Below are 22,153 nucleotides of genomic sequence, written 5' to 3'. Positions count from 1 at the left end.
TCTAATCCAAAGGAATCTCGCATCGACCGCTAGACTAGGTCTAGATGATCAATGCCGAGGTTGTTTGGCATTTGACATTGTGCACGCTGTTGAGTTCTCAAGGATCGGACGCTCTCGCCTTTCAACCTTCCGGCTGTCTCTGCGAGGCAACTTCTCTACCTTACCACTCTCAGTCAGTTTGTCAAGTCGGCCGTTTGGCGCTCTTTCGTTCATCCATCGTGGGATACATCCGATTTGCACGAACCGAACCGGTTAGACCTGCTCAGTGAGTGGGGTGTTAATCCTAAGCGCAGCAAGCGAACTTATTCAAGTTCAGGATTGCCGCTAGGCTTGGGATTCGGTCCCGCTTGAGGCCGGGGAGCTCTTCCGCTCTCCCGCACCTTTGGGGTGACAAGTAAGTACTTTACGCAGGCCTTCCGGGGCTCGCAAATTCGGCCCACATCCCGGGCGTGTCGCGCTTGACTTCCGCGGAATCACGCGGATCTTCCACCCCATTGCCGCCGGCGCCTCCCCCAGATACGAGAGAACCCCCTCGGATTCCGTTCGGAATCCGAGGGGGTTCTCGTCGTTCTGGTTCGGGACGATCACAGTCCCGAGTACGCGTGCAGTCCGTGGAAGAACACGTTGACGATGCCGAAGTTGAACAGCACCGCGGCGAAGCCGATGATCGCCAGCCATGCCGAACGCGATCCGCGCCACCCGCGCGTCGCCCGCGCGTGGATGTATCCGGCGTAGATCACCCAGATGATGAACGTCCAGACTTCCTTGGTGTCCCAACCCCAGTAGCGGCCCCACGCCTTCTCGGCCCAGATGGCCCCGGCGATGAGCGTGAAGGTCCACGCGATGAAGCCGACGATGTTGATCCGGTACGCCAGGTTCTCCAGAGCGACCGAGCTCGGAAGCGTCGCGAGGAACCGGAACTGCTGCGGCCGCGACTCCGCGACCTGCCGCTCTCGTCGGTACTGCAGCAGCTGCAGTCCCGAAAGAGCGAACCCGAGAGCGAAGAACGCCGTGCCCAGCACGGCCACGATGATGTGGATGACGAGCCAGTACGACTGAAGCGCCGGCTGCAACGGGACCACCGGGACGTAGTACCGCAGCAGGGCGATCCCCTGCAGGACGAGCACGAGTCCGAGGACGAAGGTGCCGACGTAGGTGATCGGCCACTTCAGGTTGGCGATCAGGAACACTCCGATGATGACGAGAGTGCCCGTCATCGAGAACTCCCACATGTTGGCCCACGGCACACGGGCCGCCGCGATTCCGCGGAGGACCACCGCCACCAGGTGGAAGGCGAAGCCGATGGTCGTGAGCACGAACGCCCACTTGAGGGATGCTCCTCCCCCGGTGCCGTTCATCACGTCGTCCTCGACGCGCGTGCTGATGCGCGACGACAAGCGGCCGAGCGCGGACGACGGAGGCGGCGTCGGCTCGGGCGGCGCACCCCCGATCACCGAAGCGGCGGGGGCGCCGACGGGAGTCGCGACCTCGGCGCGGCGTGCCACCGCGCTCGGGACCACGGCGGCCTCGACAGCGGTCGCTCGCGCGCCGCGCCGGGCGAGATCGAGCGCGAAGGCGATGAACGCCGCCGCGTAGAGTCCCATCGCCGCGTACAAGAACACGGTCGACAGTTGAGCCAAGGTTTCGGTCACGATCCCAGCCTAAGTCGTCGGAGGCCCGGTGAGGGCACGGGTGTGCTGATCGGCGACGGCCGCCACCGCCGCCAGGAGGTTCGGATCCTCACCGCGGGCCAGTCCCGCGTACTCGAGGGTGAGCGATCCATCCGGATTCTCGATCGCCTTCACCCAAAGCCGCCGGCGCGGGACGAAGAGCGACGTGAGCAGCCCGACGAGGATGAGCACCGCGAAGAGCAGCACCCAGATCTGAGCCGGGTCATGATGCACCTCGAGGGTGGCGAACCGTTTGACCCCGTCGAGGGAGATGGTCCCGAGCCCATTCGGGAGCTCGACCGTCTGGCCGGGCTTCAGCTCGAGCGCCTTGGTCTTGGTCGGCGGGCCGGCCAGCTGCTCCAGCGTGTCGGTGTTGAGGCTGTAGACCGACTGCGGCACACCGTCGTCGACGCCGAGGTCCCCAGCGTAGACGTTGAGGCTCAGCACCGGGTCGTCGAGCCCGGGGAACTTGGATGCCAGGGCGCCCTGCGCGGTCTGACTCGCGGTGACGGTGGGATAGAAGAAACCGATCATCCCGACCTGCTCCTTGAGCCCGTCCGGGATCTTGACGAACCCGAGCGAGGTGAGGTTCGGGTCGGCTTGCGGGATGAACGGCACCGAGTCGTTGAACACGACTTTGCCGGCCGTGTCCTTCACCGTGATGGTCGGCGCGTACCCGTTTCCGAGCAAGTAGACGTTCGTGCCCCCGATGGCCAGCGGCTCGTTGACCTTGATCGTCGTGTCGTCCTGCGCGTCGCCCGGGCCGGTCGTCGTCACGTGCGCCGTGTAGTCGAGCGGCGTGCCGATCGCATCCTGATTCTTGGTCTCGTACCGCACATCCAGCTTGTTCACGGCGATCGAGAACGGCGCGAGCGAGGCGTCGCTGAAGAAGCGCCCGGGGTTGAACGAGTTGTACGACGGCAGGCTGTTCACGAAGCTCTGCCCCTCGACCACGATCTTCTGGCCGGTGTAGCCGAAGCCGCCTCCGACGCCGATCGCCAGCAGCACCCCGAGCAAGGCGATGTGGAACACCAGGTTGCCGGACTCGCGGAGATAGCCGCGCTCGGCGGAGACCGACGTGGACCGCGCATCCTGATAGAGGGCGACGCGGTAGCGGTTCGCCTTCAGGACATCGCGGGCGGTCAGGATCGGATCGGCGCTCGCACTGCGGAGCTCCGCCGGCAGCACGCGCGACTGGAACCCCGCCATGCGCGTCAGGCGCACCGGCGTCTTCGGCGGCTTGGCCCGCATCGCCTCGAAGTGGTGCTTGGTGCGCGGGATGATGCACCCGATCAGGGACGCGAACAGCAGCAGGTAGATGGCCGAGAACCACACCGACGTGTAGACGTCGAAGAACTGGAGCTTGTCGAGCACCGGCGCGAGCGACGGATTGTCGGTGAAGTACTTCGTGACGCCGTTCGGATCCGAGCTGCGCTGCGGGACGAGCGATCCGGGTACCGCAGCGATCGCCAGCAGAAGCAGCAGGAACAGCGCGGTCCGCATGCTCGTGAGCTGCCGCCAGAACCAGCGCAGCCAGCCCATCGGACCGAGCTTCGGCTGGTTGACGTCCGCATCCTCCCTCGGGGGAGCTGCGTCGATGTGATCAGAGGGCCGGCTCAAAACCTTGGATCACCGCCAAGAACTGGGACATGAGCTCACTCCACAGACCCGTCACCATCAGGATGCCGATGACGACCAGGAGGGCGCCGCCGATGATATTGATGGCCCGGATGTGGCGCTTCAGGAAGGCGACGGAACCCGCGACCCAGTCGAACCCGAGGGCGACGAGGAGGAACGGGATGCCGAGGCCGATGCAGTAGAACAGCCCGAGCAGAGCGCCGCGCCACGGCGAACCGCTCCCGACGCTGAGGGCGCTGATCGCGGCGAGCGTCGGGCCGATGCACGGCGTCCATCCCAGTCCGAAGACGATGCCGAGGAGGGGCGCGCCGATCAGCCCGGTGGCAGGACGCCACGTCGGCTTGATCGTCCGCTGCAGGAACGAGAACTGGCCGATGAAGACCAAGCCCATCACGATGACCAGGCCGCCGAGGATGCGGACAACGACGTCCTGCCATCGCACGAGCCAGTAGCCGAGGGCACCGAACGCAGCGCCGTACGCGACGAACACGATCGCGAAGCCGAGGATGAACAACGCGACTCCGGTGAGCAGACGCGACCGGTCGCGCTTCGCGCCCGGGTCGCTGATGCCTCCGACGTACGCCAGGTATCCGGGGACGAGAGGCAGGACGCACGGCGATGCGAACGACACCAGCCCTGCGAGGAGTGCGATCGGCAGGGCCAGCAGGAGCTGGCCGCTGAAGACGATCTGACCGACGCCGCCCACGTCAGTTCTCGGCCACGGCGTCGGAGATGAGCGTGTCGAGGATGCTCTTGTCGGGGATGGCGCCGAGGATGCGCGCGGCGACGCGTCCCTCCTTGTCGACGACCAGCGTCGTCGGAGTCGCCTTCGGCGGAACGGTCTTGCTGAAGGCGAGGAGCACCGAACCGGTGTCGCGGTCGAGCACCGACGGGTAGGTCACGCCCTTGTCCTTCTCGAAGCTCGCGGCCGTCTGCGCCGAGTCGTACAGATTGACGCCGAGGAAGCCGACGCCCTGCGACGCGTACTTCTCGCTGAGCGACTGGAGGTCGGGCGCTTCGACGCGGCACGGCGGGCAGCCCGCGTACCAGAAGTTGACGACGAGGACCTTGCCCGCGTAATCCTTCGAGCTCACGGTGTCGCCGTTCTGCAGCTTCCCGGTGAAGGACACGGCCTCGCCGCGGTTGCCGGCCGCGTACTCGCTCACGGTGCCGTCGCCGGCGATGTAGTTCTGCCCGTTGCCGGATCGGTACTGGTTGGCGAGGCTGTCATTCGCCGTGCAGCCGGTCAGCGCGATGGCGGTCACCGCGATGGCGGCGCCGACGGAGAGGACGCGGGAACGGATGCGCGCTGGGGCGGTCATACGGCGCCCACATCCGTCGCGGCGACGAGAAGGGCGGCGGCCGGCTCGACGTACCCGGCCTCGGCGTACCGCCGGGACGCCTCGCTGCGCCCGGGGTGGACGGCCACAGGGCCATCGCCGGGACGCGCATCCACCGGGCTCTTCTCGGGCTCGGGGGCGACCTCGAACGTCGTGATGCTGGACAGGGCGCAGCGACGCTTGCGCGGGTCGTGCGGGTAACGCTGGCCGGTGACCGACAGGTGGGCGACCCAGATCGGGAGCTGATGGCTCACCAGGATGACGTCGCCGTCGTCGACCGAGGCGAAGGCGTCGTCGATCGCCGCCAGCATGCGGCGCTCGATGCTCGTATAGGCCTCGCCCCAGCTCGGCCGGAGCGGGTTGACGAGGAAGGGCCAGTACTGCGGCTTGCGCACGGCCAGCTTCATCTTGGTGCCCTCGAAGCGGTTGGTCGGCTCGATGATGCGCTCGTCGATCACCGGCTCGAGCCCGAACGCCTCGGCGATCGGCGCCGCCGACTCGCGGGTGCGCTGGAGCGGGGACACGCGGAGGGCGCGGACCGGGCGACCGCGACCGGCGAGGTCGTCGGCCGCCGCCTGCGCCATTCGGTGGCCGAGCTTGGAGAGGCCGAACCCCGGCAACCTGCCGTACAGGATGCCGTCGGGATTGAACACCTCGCCATGACGGACGAGGTGGACCTGGCTCGCTACCACCGGTCCAGTCTACGGAGGGGTTTGCCTTGAATTCACTGAGCGCGGGCGCGCCTGTGGACGGCGGATCGTCCACAGGCCGGAGGGCGAGCGACTTATCCCCAGATTCTTTCCTTGCCGCTCTCTCAGGTTGCGCGGCTTCGTAGCGTCGAGCCATGGCCAACGAGGAAGAAGAGGGAGAGGCTCTTGCAGACATTCCCACCCATGACCGCCCACGAGAACGGATGCGCCGCCTCGGGATCGGATCGCTCACCGACGATGAAGTGCTCGCTCTGGTGCTCGGGTCCGGGCAGACCGGGCGCAGCGTGCTCGCCCTCGCGCGATCGGTGCTGCGAAGGACCGGCGGATTCCCGGGACTCGCGACCATGGACTTCGCTCGGCTGGAACGCCTGCCGGGCGTCGGTCCCGCCACCGCGGGCAGACTGGTCGCGATCACCGAGATCTGGCGACGAGCAGGCGCGCCCGCTGCGTGGACTCGCCTGGTCGACCACAAGACGGTGGCGGAGGTCGTGCGCCCCGAGCTCCTGCACCGCGACAGCGAGCGGTTCGTCGTCGTCGTCGCAGACCGCGCGGCGCGTCCCATCGAGCTGGTGCTGCTCCGTGACGGCGGGGTGGATGAGACGTCCATCCAGCCGGCGGATGTCCTGCAGGCGGTCCTCACCCGCGGAGGCCGGTCGTTCGCCGTGGCGCACAATCACACGTCCGGGCTCCTCGACGCATCCGTCGCCGACCTCATGCTCACCCGACGCCTCGACCAGGCGGCCGCGACCCTCGGGCTCCGATTCCTCGGGCACATCCTGGTGGCGGGCGACACGTGGACCTCGCTGCCGACCGCCGGTTCCGGTGCTACGGGGTCAGGCGCGTCGGTCCGCGGAAGAGATAGGTCGTCTCGCGCAGGTTCGAAAGGTGCAGCATGAGCATCAGCACGCGCGCCAGGCCCATGCCGAAGCCACCGTGCGGCGGGATGCCGTAGCGGAAGAACTCGAGGTCGATCTCGTTGGGGTCGAGACCCTTGTCGCGCGCCTGCGCCTCGATGATGTCGACGCGGTGCTCGCGCTGGGCGCCGGTGGAGATCTCGACGCCGTTGAAGATCAGGTCGTAGCTCTTGGTCAGCGACGGGTCATCCTCGTGACGCATGTGGTAGTACGGCCGGATGGTCGCGGCGTAGTCCGTGAGGAAGACGAACTCGTGGTCGTAGGTCTCCTTGACGTACGCGGAGATCTGGCGCTCGCCCTCCGGGTCCATGTCGTCGTCGGCACGCGGCACCTCGTAACCGCGCTCCGCCACGATGCGCTTGGCCTCGGCCAGCGGGATGCGGGGGAACGGCGTCGACGGCACGGAGACCTCGACGCCGAACAGGCGCTCGATCTCCTCGCCGTGCTTCTCCTTCACTGCGGTGAAGCCTGCGACGAGAAGTTCCTCGTGCACCTTCATGACATCCTCGTGGCTGTCGATCCAGCTGATCTCGGTGTCGACGCTGGTGAACTCGGTGGCGTGGCGGCTGGTGAAGCTCGGGTCGGCGCGGAACGCCGGGCCGATCTCGAAAACGCGGCCGAAGCCGGCGGCCTGCGCCATCTGCTTGAAGATCTGGGGACTCTGCGCGAGGTAGGCCGTGGTCTCGAAGTACGGCAGCTCGAACAGCTCGGCGCGCGACTCGGATGCGGAGGCCATCAGCTTCGGCGTGTGGATCTCGATGAAGCCGTTCTCGACCCAGTACTGGCGCAGCGCGTGCTCGAAGGTGGTCTGCACGCGGAAGATGAGGTTGTGGCGCGGGTCGCGCAGGTCGAGGAAGCGCCAGTCCATGCGCTTGTCGATGCCGCTGTCTGCCGCGATCGGCGTCTCCGGGATCGCCGCGGTCTCGACCTCGAGCGAGGAGAGGCGGATCTCGATGCCGCCCAGCTTGACCCGCTCGTCGTGCTTGAGCTCGCCGGTGGCGCGCACGAACGTGCCCTGCGAGAGACCGGAGATCGTGACAGCGGGCTCGTCGGCGACCACGGCTCCGTCTTCGCCGACGGTGCGCGGATTGACCAACTGGACCGCGCCCGACTCGTCGCGCAGCACGACGAACTGCACCTTCTTCTGGTCGCGGACGGTCTCGACCCATCCGGCGACGCTCACGGGGCCGTCCGGGAGGGCGGCGAGGTCTTTGATCAGAACGCGTGCTGTCACGAGCCCCAAGCCTACCCGTGCGCCGGGTGTGAGAATGGAGGGACCAGGCACGAAGGAGTAGCCCATGAGTTCCGACGACGTCGTCATCCTGTCCGCCGCCCGAACGCCTCTCGGCAAGATCAAGGGGACGCTCGCGTCGCTGAGCGCAGTCCAGCTCGGCACGATCGCGGTCCGTCGGGCCCTCGAACGGTCGGGGGTCGCAGCCGACGACGTCGACACGGTGATCCTCGGACAGGTGCTTCAAGCGGGCGCCGGCCAGAACCCCGCGCGGCAGACGGCGATCGGTGCGGGCATCGGCTGGGATGTGCCCGCCACGACCATCAACAAGGTCTGCCTTTCCGGGCTGGCGGCGGTCATCGACGCTGCGCGCCTCATCCGGACGGGCGAGGCGACGGTGGTCGTCGCCGGCGGCCAGGAGTCGATGACGAACGCGCCGCACATCCTCCCCGGATCCCGGAAGGGTTGGAACTACGGCTCGATCCAGGCTCTCGACTCGGCGGCCCACGACGGGCTGACCGACGCCTTCGACGGGGAGTCGATGGGAGCGTCCACCGAGAAGTACACGGAGCGACTGGGCCTGCGTCGGGAGGCGCAGGACGAGTTCGCGGCGCGCTCGCACCAGCGCGCCGGCAAGGCGGCCTCGGACGGAACCTTCGACGACGAGATCGCGCCGGTGAGCATCCCGCAGCGCAAGGGCGATCCGATCGTCATCAGCACCGACGAGGGCGTCCGTCCGGACTCGACGGCCGAGACCTTGGCGGGACTGCGGCCGAGCTTCGCGGAGGGCGGGACGCTGACCGCGGGCAACTCGTCGCCGCTGAGCGACGGCGCAGCAGCGCTCGTGCTGACCAGCCGCGAGAACGCGGAACGGCTCGGTCTCGAGTGGCTGGCGCTCGTCGGGGCGAGCGGCCAGGTGGCCGGACCCGACAACTCGCTGCACTCCCAGCCATCACGCGCGATCGAGGCGGCGCTGCGGCGAGCGGGATGGAGGGTGTCCGAACTGGATGTGATCGAGATCAACGAGGCGTTCGCGGCCGTCGCCTTGCAGTCCATGTCCGATCTCGGGCTCGATCCGGCCAAGGTGAACATCCACGGTGGCGCGATCGCGCTGGGTCACCCGATCGGGGCGTCGGGTGCGCGGCTGGCCGGGCACGCGGCGCACGAGCTCGCCCGCCGAGGATCCGGCCGGGCCGCTGTCGCATTGTGCGGCGGGGGCGGCCAGGGAGATGCTTTGCTGCTGTACCGCTAATCCGGGTCGCGCGGTGGGCGTCGCCCGGAGCGCCGTCAGCGCTCCAGGTGGCGCTCCCCCGGGCCGGTGTACTGCGAGAGCGGGCGGATCAGCGAGTTGGCGGCGTACTGCTCGAAGACGTGCGCCGTCCATCCCGCCACGCGGGCCGCAGCGAAGAGCGGCGTGAACGTCCCCGTGTCGAAGCCCATCAGGTCGTAGGCCGGGCCGGACGGATAGTCGAGGTTCGGCTTGATGTTCTTCCGCTCGGCCATCGCGTTCTCGAGGGCGTCGTAGAGGTCGAGCAGATCCTGCCGGTCGTAGTGATCGACCAGGGTGACGAGGGCGGCGCGCATCGTGGGAACACGAGAGTCGCCGTTCTTGTAGACGCGGTGGCCGAACCCCATGATCTTGCGCTTCTCGGCGAGCGCAGAGTCCAGCCACTCCGCCGCGCGATCGGCGCTCCCGATCTCGTCGAAGGCGTGCATGACGGCTTCGTTGGCTCCGCCGTGCAGGGGTCCCTTGAGGGCGCCGATGGCACCGGTGACCGCCGAGTAGACGTCCGACAGCGTGCTGGCGATCACGCGCGCGGTGAAGGTGGAGGCGTTGAAGGAGTGCTCCGCGTAGAGCACGAGCGAGACGCGGAACGCATCCACCACCACGTCGTCCGGCACCTCGCCGAACGTCAGCCAGAGGAAGTTGCGCGAGTAGTCGAGGTCGTCCCGCGGCTCCACCGGCTCGAGCCCACGGCTCCGGCGCTGGATGTAGGCGACGATCGTGGGCAGCTGGGCGAGGAGGTAGATCGCGCGCCCTTCGTTGAGGTCGCGGTCCAGGATGCCGTCGGTCTGTTGGAGGGTCGGGTCGAGGCCGCCCAGTTGGCTGACCGCGGTGCGGAGCGCGTCCATCGGGTGCGCCGAGACCGGGATGTCATCGAGCGCGCGGCGCGTGCGTTCGTCGAGCCGGCGGAGGGAGCGCTCCAGGGACTCGAAAGCGACGAGTTCATCGGCGGTCGGAAGCTCCCCATGCCAGAGGAGGTAGGCCACCTCCTCGAAGGAGCAGTACCGGGCGAGCTCCTGAACCGGGTATCCACGGTAGAGAAGGGAGTTGGTCTGCGGGTTCACGGAAGAGATCGTCGTCGTGTCGACGACGACTCCGGCCAGTCCCTTGTGGATCTCCGGGTCGGACATCTGAGCTCCTTCGCTGCTGTCGGGGTCGCCGTGTGGCCGGACCGCGCGAGGCGGTCGTCAGCGGCGCACCTCGAAGTTGTACACCGAGGTGTCGAACGCGTTGTAACCCTCGTAGTCAATCAGGTCGTACAGGTCGGCGCGATGTTGCATCTCGCCCAGCATCGGCTTCAGCGTGCCCTCACCGAGCAGCTGGTCCAGCCCGCGCTCCGCCGCGCCCATCGCCAGGCGGAGCAGGGACACCGGCCAGATCACGATGTTGACGCCGACGTCGCGCAACTGGTCGACGGTGAAGAGGTCGCTCTTCCCGAACTCCGTCATGTTGGCGAGAATCGGCACATCGACGGCGGCGCGGACCGCCTCGAACTCGGAGAGGTCGGCCATCGCCTCGGGGAAGAGGGCGTCGGCTCCGGCGTCCACGAGCGCCTTCGCGCGCTCGATCGAGGCCTGCAAGCCCTCGACGGCACGGATGTCGGTGCGCGCCATGATCAGAAGATTCGAATCGCGCCGGGCGTCCACCGCGGCGCGGATGCGCTTGAGCGCGGTGTCCTCGTCGACGACCTGCTTGCCGTCGAGGTGGCCGCATCGCTTGGGGTTGACCTGGTCCTCGATGTGCAGGCCGGCGACCCCGGCATCCTCGAGCGCCTGCACGGTTCGTGCCACGTTCATCGGTTCGCCGAAGCCGGTGTCCGCGTCGACCAGCGCCGGGAGGTCGGTCATCCGCGCGATCTGGGCCGAGCGGCCGGCCACCTCGGTCTGGGTGGTGAGGCCGATGTCGGGGAGACCCAGCTCGGCGGACAGGACAGCGCCGGAGATGTAGACGCCTTCGAACCCTTTGCGCTCGATCAGCCGGGCGCTGAGCGGATTGAAGGCGCCCGGCATCCGGACGAGCTCACCGGAGGCCAGGCGGGCCCGGAACGCGGCGCGCTTCTCGTGCGCGGGGATGGTGGAGTACAGCATGAGTCAGAACAGTCCCCTCGGAGCAGGGACGGCGTCCAGCAGTCCCGGTCGGGCGGTGATGGTGAGCGCGCCGAGCTCGGCGGCGTTCAGCTCGGGGAGGCGCTGCGCGAGGGCGAGGAAGCGCTCGATCTCCGCCGCCTCGAGGACGCCGGTGGCGAGAGTGCGGAACTTCGCGACGTAGTCGTCGCGGGCGAAGGGCCGCGCCCCGAGCGGATGCGCGTCGGCCACGGCGATCTGGTCCTCGATGACCCGGCCGTCGGCCAGGCTGATGACGACCCGTCCCCCGAACGCCTTCTCGTCCGGATCGGTCGAGTGATAGCGGCGGGTCCACTCCGGGTCCTCCGTGGTCGTCACCTTGCCCCAGAGCTTCACCGTGTCAGGTCGCGCCGCGCGGTCCGGAAGGTAGGAGTCGATGTGGTGCCAGCCGCCGTCCTGGAGAGCCACGGTGAAGATGTACGGGATGCTGTGGTCCAGCGTCTCGCGCGAGGCGGTCGGGTCGTACTTCTGCGGGTCGTTGGCTCCCGATCCGATCACGTAGTGGGTGTGATGGGAGGTGTGGATGACGATGCTCTCCACGCGAGACGGGTCCGCGACCTCCGGGCGCTCGCGGTGCAGCTTGCGCGCGAGGTCGATCCACGCTTGGGCCTGGTACTCGGCCGAGTGCTCCTTGGTGTAGGAATCCAGGATCGCGCGCTTGGCCTCTCCACGCCCGGGAAGCGGAACGTCGTACGAGGCGTCCTTGCCGTCGAGCATCCAGGCGATGACGCCGTCCTCCCCTTCGTAGATGGGAGTGGGGCTGGTCTCGCCGCGGAGCGCTCGGTCGATCGCCTCGACGGCCATCTTTCCCGCGAAGGCCGGCGCATGCGCTTTCCAGCTCGAGATCTCGCCCTTGCGCGACTGGCGCGTGGCGGTGGTCGTGTGCAGCGCCTGACCGACCGCTTGGAAGATCGTCTCGGCGGGAAGGCCGAGGAGAGTGCCGATGCCCGCGGCTGCGGACGGGCCGAGGTGAGCGACGTGGTCGATCTTGTGGCGGTGGAGGCTGATGGCGCGAGCCAGGTCGATCTGGATCTCGTACCCGGTGGCGATCCCGCGGACGAGATCGAGGCCGGTCAGCCCGTACGCGCGGGCCGCATGCTGCGCGACCGCGGTGATCGGCGGGATGTTGTCACCGGGGTGCGAGTACTCGGCGGCGAGGAACGTGTCGTGGTAGTCGAGCTCTCGCACGGCGACACCGTTCGCCCAGGCCGCCCACTCGGGAGAGACCCGGGTGGTGGGCCACTCCCCGAAGACGGTCGAGCCGTCCTGTGGATGCTGGACGGATTCCGTCAGTTCGTCGAGCTGTCGCGACGGGATCGGGTGCGCCAGCGCCTGCGACCGGGCCGAGACGACGGGCTTCCGGGTCAGCGACGCGGCCGCCACCGCGGCGTTGTCGATCACGCGGTTGATCACCATCTCGGTGACCTCGGCGTCCACCTCGACCGGGTCGGTCGCCACCTCGGCGATCTTCCAGGCGAGCTGGTCCTGGCGAGCCAGGTTCTCCTCGCTGCTGTGCACACGGACGTTGTGGAGCTTCACGTTACGAACCTACCTCCCCTACGCTCGGCACATGGTCCCCGGCCCCTCCCTGCTCGCCTTCGCACTGGCGTCGCTCGCCCTCATCGTCATCCCGGGGCCGAGCGTGCTGTTCGTGATCGGCCGGTCGCTCGCGCTGGGCCGCCTCGGCGGGCTCCTGAGCGTGCTCGGGAACGCGCTGGGGATGCTGCCGCTGGTGGTCGCCGTCGCGCTCGGGATCGGAGCGATCGTGGCGCAGTCCCTGGTGCTCTTCACGGTCATCAAGTTCGTGGGCGCGGGGTATCTGATCTACCTGGGCGTGCAGGCGATCCGTCACCGTCGCCACACGGCGGTCACGCACGAGGCGACCCCGCCGAGGAAGTCCCGCTGGCGCATCCTGAGCGAAGGGTTCGTCGTCGGGCTCACCAACCCCAAGTCGCTGGTGTTCTTCGTGGCGGTGCTTCCGCAGTTCGTGGACTACCACGCGGGCGCGATCCCCCTCCAGCTGTTCGAGCTGGGCGTGGTCTTCCTCGTGCTGGCGCTGATCTTCGACAGCATCTGGGCGCTCGCGGCCGGGACGGCACGGCAGTGGTTCGGCCGGTCGCCCAAACGGGTCGAGCGGCTGGGCGCGACCGGAGGGGTGCTGATGATCGGATTGGGAGGGGTGCTCGCCTTCACCGGCGTCAAGCACTGACCATCGGGCGCGACTGTGAAGCGCGACGGTCGGGCCAGCGCCTGACGCCGGGAGGCGAGCCTCGAGACTCTAGATGTCGCCGTCGGTCGCGATCGGTGCGATGACAGCGCGCGCCAGGGAGTGGAAGTGCGCGTTGAAGCCGAGCACGGCGGGCGTGGACTCCGGGTCCAGGTCCAGGTGCTCGACATCCAGCGCGTGCACGACGATGTCATAACGGTGCGTTCCGGTTCCGGGAGGGGGACCTGCGCCGGTGAAGCTCTTCGACCTCATCTCGTTGGAGAGCATGCTGGCGCCCTGCGGCAGGTTGGCACCGCCTTCGGCGCCCGCGTTGGACGGGAGCTCGGTCACCGACGCGGGGATGTTGTACACGGCCCAGTGCCAGAAGCCCGAGCCGGTGGGCGCATCCGGGTCGTGGATGGTCACGGCGAAGCTCTTGGTCTCGGCCGGGAAGCCGGACCAGGACAGCTGCGGCGAGACGTCGCCGCCTCCTCCGCCGGCGCCCCACTGCTCGCGAGAGAGAGGGGTGCCGTCCGCGACATCGTCGCTCGACACGGTGAACTGAGGGACAGCGCCGAAGCGCTCGAGGGGATCGTGTGCCATGGCGCCAGGCTACGCCCGCAGAATCCGCGGGTACGGCTAGGCCCGTGTTGCCGGCACGACCTGACGCGGCGCCGCTCGCCTGCGGAAGCGCCGCGGGATGCCGGTCAGCCCCCACAGCGTGACCCGGGCCATCGCCTCAACCACGATCCCGCCGCCCATCTTGGAGGCTCCGCGCTCCCGCTCGACGAAGGTGATCGGCACCTCCACGATCGAGAGTCCGGCGTCGTAGGCGCGGCGCGTCATGTCGATCTGGAAGCAGTACCCCTGGCTGTCGGTGCGCTCGTACTGCAGAGCACGGAGGGCGTCGGCGGTGAAGGCGCGGTAGCCGCCGGTCACATCCTTGACCGGAAGCCCCAGGGCGAGACGGGAGTACGCGCTGCCGCCCCGCGAGATGAACCGGCGGCGCGCGGGCCAGTTCACCACGCCGCCTCCCTCGACCCAGCGCGACCCGAGCACGACGTCGGCGCCGGGCACATCGTCGGCGTCCGGCAGCTCGTCCGAGCCGCCGCGAAGGGCCCCGAGGAGGCGGGGCAGCTGCTCGGGCTGGTGCGAGCCGTCCGCATCCATCTCGACGATCGCCGAATAGCCCGCGTCGAGCGCCCAGGTCATGCCGGCGCGGTACGCGGCGCCGAGGCCGTCCTTGCCCGCGCGATGCAGAACATGGACGTTGGCGTCCGTCGCGGCAAGCGCGTCCGCGAGCTCACCGGTGCCGTCGGGCGACCCGTCGTCGACGATCAGCACATCGGCTTCCGGTGCCGACACGCGTACGCGACCGACGATCGAGCCGATGTTCTCCCGCTCGTTGTACGTCGGGATGATGACGAGGGTTCGCACGACCCGCCTTTCTGTCGGGGCGACGCCCACACTTGTATTCACCATGTCGCACCAGTCTGAACGGCAGGCGAACGAACCTTCCTGCGCTCACAGGTCAACGATCCTACGATCATCGGGCTGCCGGAAGGCGCGCCTACGATGAGGCGGTGGCCGTCCCGAAAGTGCTCCTCTTCTACGTCTTCGCCCCGCTGCGCGACCCGGAGGCGATTCGCCTGTGGCAGCGGGAACTCTGCGAGCGCCTGAACCTGCGCGGCCGGATCCTGCTGTCCTCGCAGGGAGTGAACGGCACCCTCGGCGGCGAACTGGACGCTCTCAAGCGCTACGTGCGCGTCACGAAGGAGTACGCCGCCTTCCGCGACCTCGACGTGAAGTGGAGCGAAGGTTCCGGCCTCAATGTGGACGGCACGAGCGCGGACTTCCCCCGACTCTCGGTGAAGGTCCGCGAGGAGATCGTGTCGTTCGGGGCGCCCGACGAGCTCCGCGTCGACGAGAACGGTGTCCTGGGCGGCGGTGCTCGGCTCGACCCGCACGCACTCCACGCGCTCGCCGCCGAGCGGGACGACCTGGTGTTCTTCGACGGTCGCAACCGGTTCGAGGCGGGTATCGGGCGGTTCAAGGACGCGGTGGTGCCGGACGTGGCGAACACCCGCGAGTTCGTGGAGGCGCTCGACAGCGGCGCCTACGACCACCTGAAGGACCGCCCGGTGGTCACGTACTGCACGGGCGGCATCCGGTGCGAAGTGCTCTCCTCGCTCATGGTGTCGCGCGGGTTCCAGGAGGTCTATCAACTGGATGGGGGCATCGTCCGCTACGGCGAGACGTTCGGAGACGACGGCCTCTGGGAGGGCTCCCTCTACGTGTTCGACGGCCGCGGGTCGACGACGTTCAGCGACCACGCGGCCGTGCTCGGCCGGTGCGTGGCGTGCGGCAGACCGACGAGCAGGATGCGCAACTGCGTCGACCCCTCCTGCCGTGAACAGCTCGTCGTCTGCGAGGACTGCGACTCCCGCTCCTGCGCGTTCCACGCGGCCTGACGGTTCGCCTCCGGCTCGGCTGATTTCTCCACATCGCCGACAGCGAACGGGTTCTCCACAGCATCGCGGAAATCTTGGCGCGCGTCTTGCGTTGCCGCCATCATGAACAGCATGGATCCGGTAGCCACCATCGTCTGGATCGTGTCGTTCGTCCTCGTCACGGTCACGGTCACCGGCCTCTCCCGCAGGGTGGGCTGGTCGGCCCCCGTCGTGCTCGTGTTCGTCGGTGCGGCGGCGTCCTTCATCCCCGGGGTCCCGGAGGTGGTGCTGGAACCGGAGGTGGTGCTGTTCGGGCTCCTACCGCCCCTGCTGTTCGCCGCGGCGATTCAGACCTCGATCGTGGATGTCCGGGCCAGGCGTGACGGCATCCTTCTCCTATCGGTCGGCCTGGTCGCGTTCACCGTCATCGTCGTGGGCTTCGCCACGTTCCTGGTGGTCCCGGCGATCACGTTGGCCGCGGCCTTCGCTTTCGGTGCGGTCGTGGCGCCGACGGACACGGTGGCGGTGCAGGCGATCGCGGGCCGGGCCCGCCTCCCCCGGCGACTCATCACCGTGCTGGAGGGCGAGAGCCTGCTCAACGACGCGACCGCCCTTGTCGCGCTGAACGCCAGCATCGCGGCGATCGTCAGCGTGGTGAATCCCTGGGCGATCGGCGGCGATTTCGTGCTCGCCGTGGTCGTCGGCGTCGGCGTGGGGCTGGGGCTGGGAGTCCTGCTGGCGATGATCCGCAAGCAGCTGCGATCGCCGGTGCTGGACACGTCGCTCGCGCTCATCACGCCGTACCTGGCGTTCATCCCATCCCAGCTGCTGCACGGGTCCGGGGTGCTCGCGGTGGTCGTCGCGGGCCTCTACCTCGGGTACCGCTCCCCCACCATCCAGACGGCCGAGGCGCGGATCGCGGAGACGATCAACTGGCGCACGATCAGCTTCCTCCTCGAGAACGCGGTCTTCCTCTTCATCGGGCTGGAACTGCGGTCGATCCTGACGGGCGCTTTCACCTCGGGCATCACGGTGCCCCAGACGATCGCGATCAGCATCGTCGTGCTGCTGGCGATCTTCCTCGCGCGCTTCGTGTGGATGATCGGCACCACCTGGCTGTACCGCAACGGCCCGCAGCGACTGCGGGAGCGCGGCTGGTCCTGGCCGACGGGCATCGCGGTGTCGTTCGCGGGGATCCGCGGGGTGGTGACGCTGGCCGCGGTGTTCCTGCTGCCGGAGGTGACGCCGCACCGGGAGTTCCTGCAGTTCCTGGCGTTCGTCGTCGTGGTCGCGACCCTGCTGGAAGGGTTGGCGCTGCCGTGGGTCATCCGTCGGCTCAAACTGCCGCCGCCGGACTTCGCGCAGGAGGCGAGCGAGATGCAGCGACTGCTCGCGGAGGCGCAGTCGGCGGGGCTGGAGCAGCTGGAGGCGCAGGTGACGGGCGACGAGGACGAACGGGTCATCGAGCGGTTGCGGATCAACGCGCTGTTCCTCTCCGACGCGCTCGAGAATCCGTCGCCGGACGAGAGCGCCGATCTGCCGATGGAGTACCGGAAGCTGCGCCGGACGATGATCGTCGCCGAGCGGCAGGCGGTGCTCGAGGCGCGAGCGGAGGGGCGGTATCAGGAGCCGGCGGTGCGATCGGTGCTCGCCTTCCTGGACGCGGAGGAGTCGGCCCTCAAGGCGGGCGGGACCGACGGGAAGAAGTCGCTGATGTAGGGCGGTCAGCGGACGATCGTGTCGTCGCCGGGGGCGTCGACCGCGGCCCTGACGGCCGGGTCGAGCAGCAGGGCGGATCCGCGGCCGCGCTGGGCTCGCGGGCGGCGAGCCCAGAGGCGGGAGCGCTTCGAAGAGAGCGCGAGAACCACCAGGATGTCGAGCGCCAAGCCCAGGAGGTTGTTCTTGAGCGAGATCTGCGGGCCGCCGTTGAAGAAGTCGATCGCCGAGAAGACGATGATCAGCGAGCTGTAGGCCATCGCCGCGATGCGCGCCCAGTTGCTGCCGAAGAAGATCAGCAGCGCCAGCAGGAAATAGAGCACGAGCCCCGCGCCGAAGACGCCCATGACGATGCCGAGGAGCAGGCTGACGGTGGCATGGTCCACGCCGTCGACCTGCTGCGCGCCTCCTATCTGCGATGCGACGAACCGGTTCCACTCGATCAGGTTCAGCGCGATGTAGCCGACACCGGCGGCCACCCGCAGCATCATCAGCAGCACGCCGAGGGCGGTCGGGACAGGCCGGCGTTCGGCGAGCGCGATGCGGCGGGCGTCCGCATCCGCGGCGACCGAGGCGCCCTGGGCGTCCACCTCCACCCCGGTCAGGTCGACGATCGGCAGGTCGCCGTCCGTCTCGATGGTGTCGCCGCCCCCGTTGCGCGAGTGGTAGCCGGTCGAGAAGTCGCGGATGACCGTCACGCCGACGCCGATTCCCGCATCCACCAGAGTCGACACGATGTGATCCCGCTCGACGTCCGTGTTCGCGTCGATCTTGTGCGTGATCTGGAGGGTGAACAGCGAGAAGCCCACCGAGCGGTCGAACGTGCCGGCCGCCAGCCATTCGACGCGCCGGCCGCCCGGCAGCAGCCAGCCGTCCGGGCAGCGCCAGAACCGGACGTGGTGGCGTTTGGCGGGGTTGCCCTTCACCTCCTGCTGGTACGCGACATCCTGCTGCCGTCCGAACAGGAACAGCGGGCTCACCGGCGCCTCATCGTAGCTTCGCCGCAGCACCGTCGAAGAGATGATCCTGCCGCTCGACCGGAGCGTCACGTCGTCGGCCCGCGTCCACCCTGCCGCGCGCATGGCGTCGTCGAGCTGCGCCTCCGAACCCAGCAGGGCCAGGTTGATCGGATCCCCGAGCAGCCCGTCGCTGGTGCGGGCGCGCCCGATGAAGTAGTCCGGCACATAGATCTCGGTCAGGATGCGATGCAGCCGCGGCAGGACGAGGTACGCCAGCACGATCCAGAAGATCAGAAAGAACAGGATCAGGAACCAGCCCCACTCGAAGCTCTCCGTGAGCACGAGCCACGCCAGCCAGACCGCGGCGACCCCGCCGAACACGAAGAACGCGTAGTCCAGCACCGAGCTGAAGGACGCGCGGCGACGCGGCGCCGAACGGCTCTTCGGCACCTCCAGCGGCTCCCCCGTGCGGGCCATGGCGCCATCCTAGAGCGCAGCGACGTAGGGTGAGCGCATGACCGACATCACGGCTCGCGGCGCCGAACTGCGCCGACTCCACGACGCACCCGAACTCCTCCAGGTCGTCAACGTGTGGGACGCGATCAGCGCCCGCGTCATCGCCGACCTCCCCGACACGCGCGCCCTCGCGACGGCCAGCCACTCCATCGCGGCGACCCTCGGCTACGAGGACGGCGAGAAGATCCCGCTCGACCTCATGCTCGACATGATCGGCCGCATCGTGAACGCGACGAACCTGCCGGTCAGCGCCGACCTCGAAGGCGGGTACGGCGACACCGGCGAGACCATCCGCAGGGCGATCGGGGTCGGCGTGGTCGGCGCCAACCTCGAAGACCGGATGCGGCCGTTCGACGACGCCGTCGCGTCCGTCCGGGCCGCCATCGCCGCCGCGGACGCCGAGGGCGTGCCCTTCGCGCTGAACGCCCGCACGGATGTCTTCGTGCGTAACGCGTTCCCGACCGACGAGGAGAAGATCGAGGAGGCGGTGCGCCGCGGCCGCGCGTTCCTCGACGAGGGCGCCACCTGCGTGTTCGTGCCCGGCAAGCTCGACGAGCGGACAGTGCAGCGTCTGGTCGGCGGCCTCGGCGAGCGCCGCCTCAGCGTCATCGCGGTCCCCGGCTCGCTGTCGCCCGCACGGTTGCAGGAGCTCGGGGTCGCGCGGGTCTCGTACGGGCCCTGGACCCAGCGCGTCGCGCTCACGGCCCTGCGGAATTCGGCCCTCGAGCTGTACGCCGGCGGCGCCCTGCCGGAAGGCACGCAGCAGCTCAACTGACGGCGGGCGCGGGAGACGCCCGGCGTAGGGTGAGCCCATGAGCGACTTCCGGGCGATCGTGATCGAGCAGCAGGTCGACGGCGGGCGGATCACCGCCCACACCGCGGAGGTCCGACGGGTGACCGACGCCCTCCTCATGCCCGGCGACGTGACGATCGCCGTGGAGTTCTCCGACCTCAACTACAAGGACGGACTGGCGATCGCCGGGCGTCCCGGCGTCGCCCGCACTTCCCCGCTCATTCCGGGGATCGACATCGTCGGCACGGTGGAGGAGTCCGCCGATCCGCGGTGGCGCCCCGGGGACCGGGTGGTGCTGAACGGCTCAGGCGTGGGCGAGTCCCACCACGGCGGACTCGCCGAGCGGGCACGCGTCGGCGGTGGCGCCCTCGTCCGCATTCCCGACTCGATCACGTCCGAGCAGGCGGCCGCCATCGGCACCGCCGGCTTCACCGCGATGCTCGCCGTCCTGGCTCTGGAGCGCACCGGGGTCGATCCGACGGAGGTCGCGGAGAGCGGCAGCAGCATCCTCGTCACGGGCGCCGCGGGCGGTGTCGGGTCGGTGGCGGTGGCCCTGCTGGCGAAACTGGGTTACCCGGTCACCGCATCCACCGGCCGTGTGGAAGAGGCCACGGACTACCTGACCGACCTCGGCGCCACCGCGGTGATCGACCGCTCCGAGCTCGATGCGCCCGGCAAGCCGCTCCAGTCGCAGCGTTGGGCCGGTGCGGTCGACTCGGTGGGCAGCCAGACCCTCGCGACGGTGCTCGCGCAGACGCGTTACGGCGGTACCGTCGCCGCGTGCGGGCTGGCGCAGGGGCCGGACCTGCCCGCGACGGTGCTTCCGTTCATCCTGCGCGCGGTGACGCTCGTGGGCATCAACTCGGTGGAGGCTCCGCCGGCTCTCCGGGAGACGGCCTGGCGCCGGCTGGCGAGCGACCTCGACGAGGAAGCCCTCGCGGCGATGACCCGCTTCGTCACCCTTTCGGAGGCGGTCCCGGCGGCTGACGACATCCTGGCCGGACGGCTGCGCGGCCGGACCGTGGTCGACGTGCGCGCGTGACCCGGCGCCCGGTGTACCGCTCGGTATGCTGACGCCATGATCGTCCTCGCCACCGTCGTGGTCACGCTCGCCGCAGCCCTCCACATCGCCATCTTCTTCATGGAGAGCGTCGCCTGGACCCGGCCGTCGGTGTGGAAGCGGTTCGGCCTGAAGAGCCAGGAGGCCGCCGAGACGACGCGCCCGATGGCCTACAACCAGGGCTTCTACAACCTGTTCCTGGCGGTCGGGGCGATCGTCGGCCTGATCCTGTACGGCGTCGGGCAGCACATCGCGGGCATCACCCTCATCATCTTCTCCGCCGCGAGCATGCTCGCCGCCGCCATCGTGCTCATCACGACGGGACGCGGCTACCTGCGCCCGGCCATCATCCAGGGCATCCTGCCGCTCATCGGCCTGGTGCTGCTGCTGGTGGGTCTGATCAACGGCGAGAGCTGAACGGCGTATCCTCCGGGCATGGCCATCGTCGGCAGCATCCTGATCGCCGCGGCGGCGGTCGTGCACCTCGTGTTCTTCGCGATGGAGAGCATGCTGTGGGCGTCACCCGGGGTGTGGCGCCGCTTCGGGCTCGGCTCGCAGCGGGACGCCGACGTCGTGCGGCCGATGGCCTACAACCAGGGCTTCTACAACCTGTTCCTTGCGGGCGGCGCGGTGGTCGGACTCGTCCTCTACTGGACGACCCTCCACGAGGTCGGGTTCGCGCTGATCTTCTTCTGCGGCGTATGCATGGTGCTCGCGTCGCTGGTCCTGGTGACGACGGGCCGCCGGTTCTGGGGAGCGGCGTTGCTGCAGGGCGCGCTGCCGCTCGTCGGCCTCATCCTCTTCGTGCTCGCGGAGAACGGCTAGCTCCGGGACACACGCCGACGATCAGCCGCCGGCCCGCGCGGACGACGTGGTCGAGCCGCCCGGTGGCGCACTCCTCCATGACCTCGGCCATCGTCAGCGCTGCCGACCGCGCGTAATCGCGGACGGTCATCGCGGGAGCGGCGAGCGGAGGAAGGGCGTGCGGACGAGTCATCATGCCCGACAGTGTCGCCGCGCGAGCGGGAGCGGCGGATCGGTGGGGCTACGCAGCCGCTACCGAAGCGAGCCGCGTCAGTCGATGACCTCGCCGTCGGTCGCGAGCTCGCTGCCGTCGACGCGCAGTGCCTCGACGAGCCGCGCCGCGTGAGGCGTGGTCACGATGATGCGGGAGTACTCCTCGCCGTCCAGGTCGATCACCACGGCGGCACGCTGCTTGCCCTTGATGAGCAGGAAGTCCTTACCGCCGTGGAACTTCCACGTGCCGATGGACAGGGTCAGCGGGACGGCGGCCCCGGGAGCGCGGATGCCGCGGATCCAGATCCACGGGTCTTCGGTGATGGCGACCGAGCGGATGCTGTCCCGCGGAACGGTCAGATCGTCGCGCTTCACGGCGAGCACCTTCTCCGCCCGCGTGAGATGGATCTCCAGGCGGTCGGGGTGAACGTGCAGGTCGGCCATAGCTCTATCCTGCCAAGCCGAACGCCCCGGCGGGTCATAGGAACCTCACAAAGCGATCACGTTCACATTCGCGAAACGCTT

General features: G+C 68.9%; 22 protein-coding genes. 9 read left to right on the top strand and 13 right to left on the bottom strand.

Annotated elements, in window-relative coordinates:
* Window positions 1–584: 584 nt before the first annotated feature.
* The 5 genes from ccsB to AB0P25_RS08340 are packed head-to-tail and all read right to left on the bottom strand — an operon-like array spanning window position 585 to window position 5,340.
* The gene (gene ccsB / locus AB0P25_RS08360) at window positions 585–1,652 is read right to left on the bottom strand and encodes a c-type cytochrome biogenesis protein CcsB (RefSeq protein WP_363806585.1); all 1,068 of its coding nucleotides are present in this window, start codon (window positions 1,650–1,652) and stop codon (window positions 585–587) included.
* 9 nt (window positions 1,653–1,661) lie between these two features.
* Window positions 1,662–3,290 (bottom strand): cytochrome c biogenesis protein ResB, encoded by a 1,629-nt coding sequence (locus AB0P25_RS08355; RefSeq protein WP_363806584.1) that lies wholly within the window; start codon window positions 3,288–3,290, stop codon window positions 1,662–1,664.
* Window positions 3,274–4,014, bottom strand: coding sequence for a cytochrome c biogenesis protein CcdA (locus AB0P25_RS08350; RefSeq protein ID WP_363806583.1), 741 nt, complete (start codon window positions 4,012–4,014; stop codon window positions 3,274–3,276). The genes AB0P25_RS08355 and AB0P25_RS08350 overlap by 17 nt, the downstream gene beginning before the upstream one ends.
* 1 nt (window position 4,015) lies before the next feature.
* Entirely contained in the window at window positions 4,016–4,630 is a 615-nt protein-coding gene (locus tag AB0P25_RS08345) for a TlpA disulfide reductase family protein (RefSeq protein ID WP_363806582.1), read from the bottom strand.
* Window positions 4,627–5,340 carry a histidine phosphatase family protein gene (locus AB0P25_RS08340; RefSeq protein WP_363806581.1) on the bottom strand — a complete coding sequence of 238 codons (714 nt, stop codon included), beginning with the start codon at window positions 5,338–5,340 and terminating at the stop codon, window positions 4,627–4,629. Before AB0P25_RS08340 ends, AB0P25_RS08345 begins: the two co-directional genes overlap by 4 nt.
* Before the next feature lie 152 nt (window positions 5,341–5,492).
* Here AB0P25_RS08340 and AB0P25_RS08335 point away from each other — a divergent pair, with 152 nt between their 5' ends.
* Window positions 5,493–6,254 (top strand): JAB domain-containing protein, encoded by a 762-nt coding sequence (locus tag AB0P25_RS08335; protein WP_363806580.1) that lies wholly within the window; start codon window positions 5,493–5,495, stop codon window positions 6,252–6,254.
* Here AB0P25_RS08335 and aspS read toward each other — a convergent pair.
* The gene (gene aspS, locus AB0P25_RS08330; protein ID WP_363806579.1) at window positions 6,184–7,506 is read right to left on the bottom strand and encodes an aspartate--tRNA(Asn) ligase; all 1,323 of its coding nucleotides are present in this window, start codon (window positions 7,504–7,506) and stop codon (window positions 6,184–6,186) included. The two genes, AB0P25_RS08335 and aspS, sit on opposite strands and share 71 nt — an antisense overlap.
* A gap of 64 nt (window positions 7,507–7,570) precedes the next feature.
* Here aspS and AB0P25_RS08325 point away from each other — a divergent pair, with 64 nt between their 5' ends.
* Entirely contained in the window at window positions 7,571–8,755 is a 1,185-nt protein-coding gene (locus AB0P25_RS08325) for an acetyl-CoA C-acetyltransferase (protein ID WP_363806578.1), read from the top strand.
* Window positions 8,756–8,790: 35 nt separating this feature from the next.
* On the opposite strand, the gene AB0P25_RS08320 is transcribed toward AB0P25_RS08325, so the two are convergent.
* Genes AB0P25_RS08320 through AB0P25_RS08310 form a run of 3 tightly spaced genes read right to left on the bottom strand, consistent with a single transcriptional unit; the run spans window position 8,791 to window position 12,450 of the window.
* Entirely contained in the window at window positions 8,791–9,918 is a 1,128-nt protein-coding gene (locus AB0P25_RS08320; protein ID WP_363806577.1) for a bifunctional 2-methylcitrate synthase/citrate synthase, read from the bottom strand.
* A gap of 57 nt (window positions 9,919–9,975) precedes the next feature.
* Window positions 9,976–10,875: a methylisocitrate lyase gene (gene prpB, locus AB0P25_RS08315; RefSeq protein WP_363806576.1), complete on the bottom strand. Its 900-nt coding sequence runs from the start codon at window positions 10,873–10,875 to the stop codon at window positions 9,976–9,978.
* 3 nt (window positions 10,876–10,878) lie between these two features.
* Window positions 10,879–12,450 carry an MmgE/PrpD family protein gene (locus tag AB0P25_RS08310; protein ID WP_363806575.1) on the bottom strand — a complete coding sequence of 524 codons (1,572 nt, stop codon included), beginning with the start codon at window positions 12,448–12,450 and terminating at the stop codon, window positions 10,879–10,881.
* Window positions 12,451–12,481: 31 nt separating this feature from the next.
* On the opposite strand from AB0P25_RS08310, the gene AB0P25_RS08305 reads away from it, so the two are divergent.
* Window positions 12,482–13,120, top strand: a complete 639-nt coding sequence (locus AB0P25_RS08305) for a LysE family translocator (RefSeq protein WP_363806574.1) — start codon at window positions 12,482–12,484, stop codon at window positions 13,118–13,120.
* Window positions 13,121–13,189: 69 nt separating this feature from the next.
* On the opposite strand, the gene AB0P25_RS08300 is transcribed toward AB0P25_RS08305, so the two are convergent.
* Window positions 13,190–13,720 (bottom strand): YbhB/YbcL family Raf kinase inhibitor-like protein, encoded by a 531-nt coding sequence (locus AB0P25_RS08300; protein ID WP_363806573.1) that lies wholly within the window; start codon window positions 13,718–13,720, stop codon window positions 13,190–13,192.
* Between the two features lie 36 nt (window positions 13,721–13,756).
* Window positions 13,757–14,554: a polyprenol monophosphomannose synthase gene (locus AB0P25_RS08295; protein WP_363806572.1), complete on the bottom strand. Its 798-nt coding sequence runs from the start codon at window positions 14,552–14,554 to the stop codon at window positions 13,757–13,759.
* A gap of 146 nt (window positions 14,555–14,700) precedes the next feature.
* Here AB0P25_RS08295 and AB0P25_RS08290 point away from each other — a divergent pair, with 146 nt between their 5' ends.
* Both AB0P25_RS08290 and AB0P25_RS08285 read left to right on the top strand, forming a co-directional pair.
* Window positions 14,701–15,588, top strand: a complete 888-nt coding sequence (locus AB0P25_RS08290; protein ID WP_363806571.1) for a rhodanese-related sulfurtransferase — start codon at window positions 14,701–14,703, stop codon at window positions 15,586–15,588.
* A gap of 111 nt (window positions 15,589–15,699) precedes the next feature.
* A complete protein-coding gene (locus AB0P25_RS08285; protein ID WP_363806570.1) occupies window positions 15,700–17,286 on the top strand; it encodes a sodium:proton antiporter in 1,587 nt (528 codons plus the stop codon).
* A 5-nt stretch (window positions 17,287–17,291) separates the two neighbouring features.
* Here AB0P25_RS08285 and AB0P25_RS08280 read toward each other — a convergent pair whose 3' ends face one another.
* Window positions 17,292–18,719: an LssY C-terminal domain-containing protein gene (locus AB0P25_RS08280; RefSeq protein ID WP_363806569.1), complete on the bottom strand. Its 1,428-nt coding sequence runs from the start codon at window positions 18,717–18,719 to the stop codon at window positions 17,292–17,294.
* Between the two features lie 37 nt (window positions 18,720–18,756).
* Here AB0P25_RS08280 and AB0P25_RS08275 point away from each other — a divergent pair, with 37 nt between their 5' ends.
* Genes AB0P25_RS08275 through AB0P25_RS08260 form a run of 4 tightly spaced genes read left to right on the top strand, consistent with a single transcriptional unit; the run spans window position 18,757 to window position 21,436 of the window.
* Window positions 18,757–19,533 (top strand): isocitrate lyase/phosphoenolpyruvate mutase family protein, encoded by a 777-nt coding sequence (locus AB0P25_RS08275; RefSeq protein WP_363806568.1) that lies wholly within the window; start codon window positions 18,757–18,759, stop codon window positions 19,531–19,533.
* Window positions 19,534–19,570: 37 nt separating this feature from the next.
* Window positions 19,571–20,593 (top strand): MDR family oxidoreductase, encoded by a 1,023-nt coding sequence (locus AB0P25_RS08270; RefSeq protein WP_363806567.1) that lies wholly within the window; start codon window positions 19,571–19,573, stop codon window positions 20,591–20,593.
* A 36-nt stretch (window positions 20,594–20,629) separates the two neighbouring features.
* Window positions 20,630–21,028 (top strand): DUF1304 domain-containing protein, encoded by a 399-nt coding sequence (locus AB0P25_RS08265; RefSeq protein ID WP_363806566.1) that lies wholly within the window; start codon window positions 20,630–20,632, stop codon window positions 21,026–21,028.
* A gap of 18 nt (window positions 21,029–21,046) precedes the next feature.
* Entirely contained in the window at window positions 21,047–21,436 is a 390-nt protein-coding gene (locus AB0P25_RS08260; RefSeq protein WP_363806565.1) for a DUF1304 domain-containing protein, read from the top strand.
* 249 nt (window positions 21,437–21,685) lie between these two features.
* On the opposite strand, the gene AB0P25_RS08255 is transcribed toward AB0P25_RS08260, so the two are convergent.
* Entirely contained in the window at window positions 21,686–22,072 is a 387-nt protein-coding gene (locus tag AB0P25_RS08255) for a hypothetical protein (protein WP_363806563.1), read from the bottom strand.
* Window positions 22,073–22,153 lie beyond the last annotated feature (81 nt).

The organism is Leifsonia sp. NPDC077715, assembly GCF_040686855.1.
Lineage (GTDB): Bacteria > Actinomycetota > Actinomycetes > Actinomycetales > Microbacteriaceae > Leifsonia.
The sequence above is the reverse complement of the archived record's forward strand: the minus strand, read 5'-3'. Positions and strand labels throughout refer to the sequence as shown.

Excerpts from the sequence above, each read along its gene's own strand:
- AB0P25_RS08325 (WP_363806578.1), top strand. The coding sequence starts at position 7,571 with ATGAGTTCCGACGACGTCGTCATCCTGTCCGCCGCCCGAACGCCTCTC.
- AB0P25_RS08345 (WP_363806582.1), bottom strand. The coding sequence starts at position 4,630 with ATGACCGCCCCAGCGCGCATCCGTTCCCGCGTCCTCTCCGTCGGCGCC.
- AB0P25_RS08260 (WP_363806565.1), top strand. The coding sequence starts at position 21,047 with ATGGCCATCGTCGGCAGCATCCTGATCGCCGCGGCGGCGGTCGTGCAC.
- AB0P25_RS08335 (WP_363806580.1), top strand. The coding sequence starts at position 5,493 with ATGGCCAACGAGGAAGAAGAGGGAGAGGCTCTTGCAGACATTCCCACC.
- AB0P25_RS08305 (WP_363806574.1), top strand. The coding sequence starts at position 12,482 with ATGGTCCCCGGCCCCTCCCTGCTCGCCTTCGCACTGGCGTCGCTCGCC.
- AB0P25_RS08320 (WP_363806577.1), bottom strand. The coding sequence starts at position 9,918 with ATGTCCGACCCGGAGATCCACAAGGGACTGGCCGGAGTCGTCGTCGAC.
- AB0P25_RS08275 (WP_363806568.1), top strand. The coding sequence starts at position 18,757 with ATGACCGACATCACGGCTCGCGGCGCCGAACTGCGCCGACTCCACGAC.
- AB0P25_RS08300 (WP_363806573.1), bottom strand. The coding sequence starts at position 13,720 with ATGGCACACGATCCCCTCGAGCGCTTCGGCGCTGTCCCTCAGTTCACC.
- AB0P25_RS08255 (WP_363806563.1), bottom strand. The coding sequence starts at position 22,072 with ATGGCCGACCTGCACGTTCACCCCGACCGCCTGGAGATCCATCTCACG.
- prpB (WP_363806576.1), bottom strand. The coding sequence starts at position 10,875 with ATGCTGTACTCCACCATCCCCGCGCACGAGAAGCGCGCCGCGTTCCGG.
- AB0P25_RS08265 (WP_363806566.1), top strand. The coding sequence starts at position 20,630 with ATGATCGTCCTCGCCACCGTCGTGGTCACGCTCGCCGCAGCCCTCCAC.
- AB0P25_RS08270 (WP_363806567.1), top strand. The coding sequence starts at position 19,571 with ATGAGCGACTTCCGGGCGATCGTGATCGAGCAGCAGGTCGACGGCGGG.
- AB0P25_RS08285 (WP_363806570.1), top strand. The coding sequence starts at position 15,700 with ATGGATCCGGTAGCCACCATCGTCTGGATCGTGTCGTTCGTCCTCGTC.
- AB0P25_RS08280 (WP_363806569.1), bottom strand. The coding sequence starts at position 18,719 with ATGGCCCGCACGGGGGAGCCGCTGGAGGTGCCGAAGAGCCGTTCGGCG.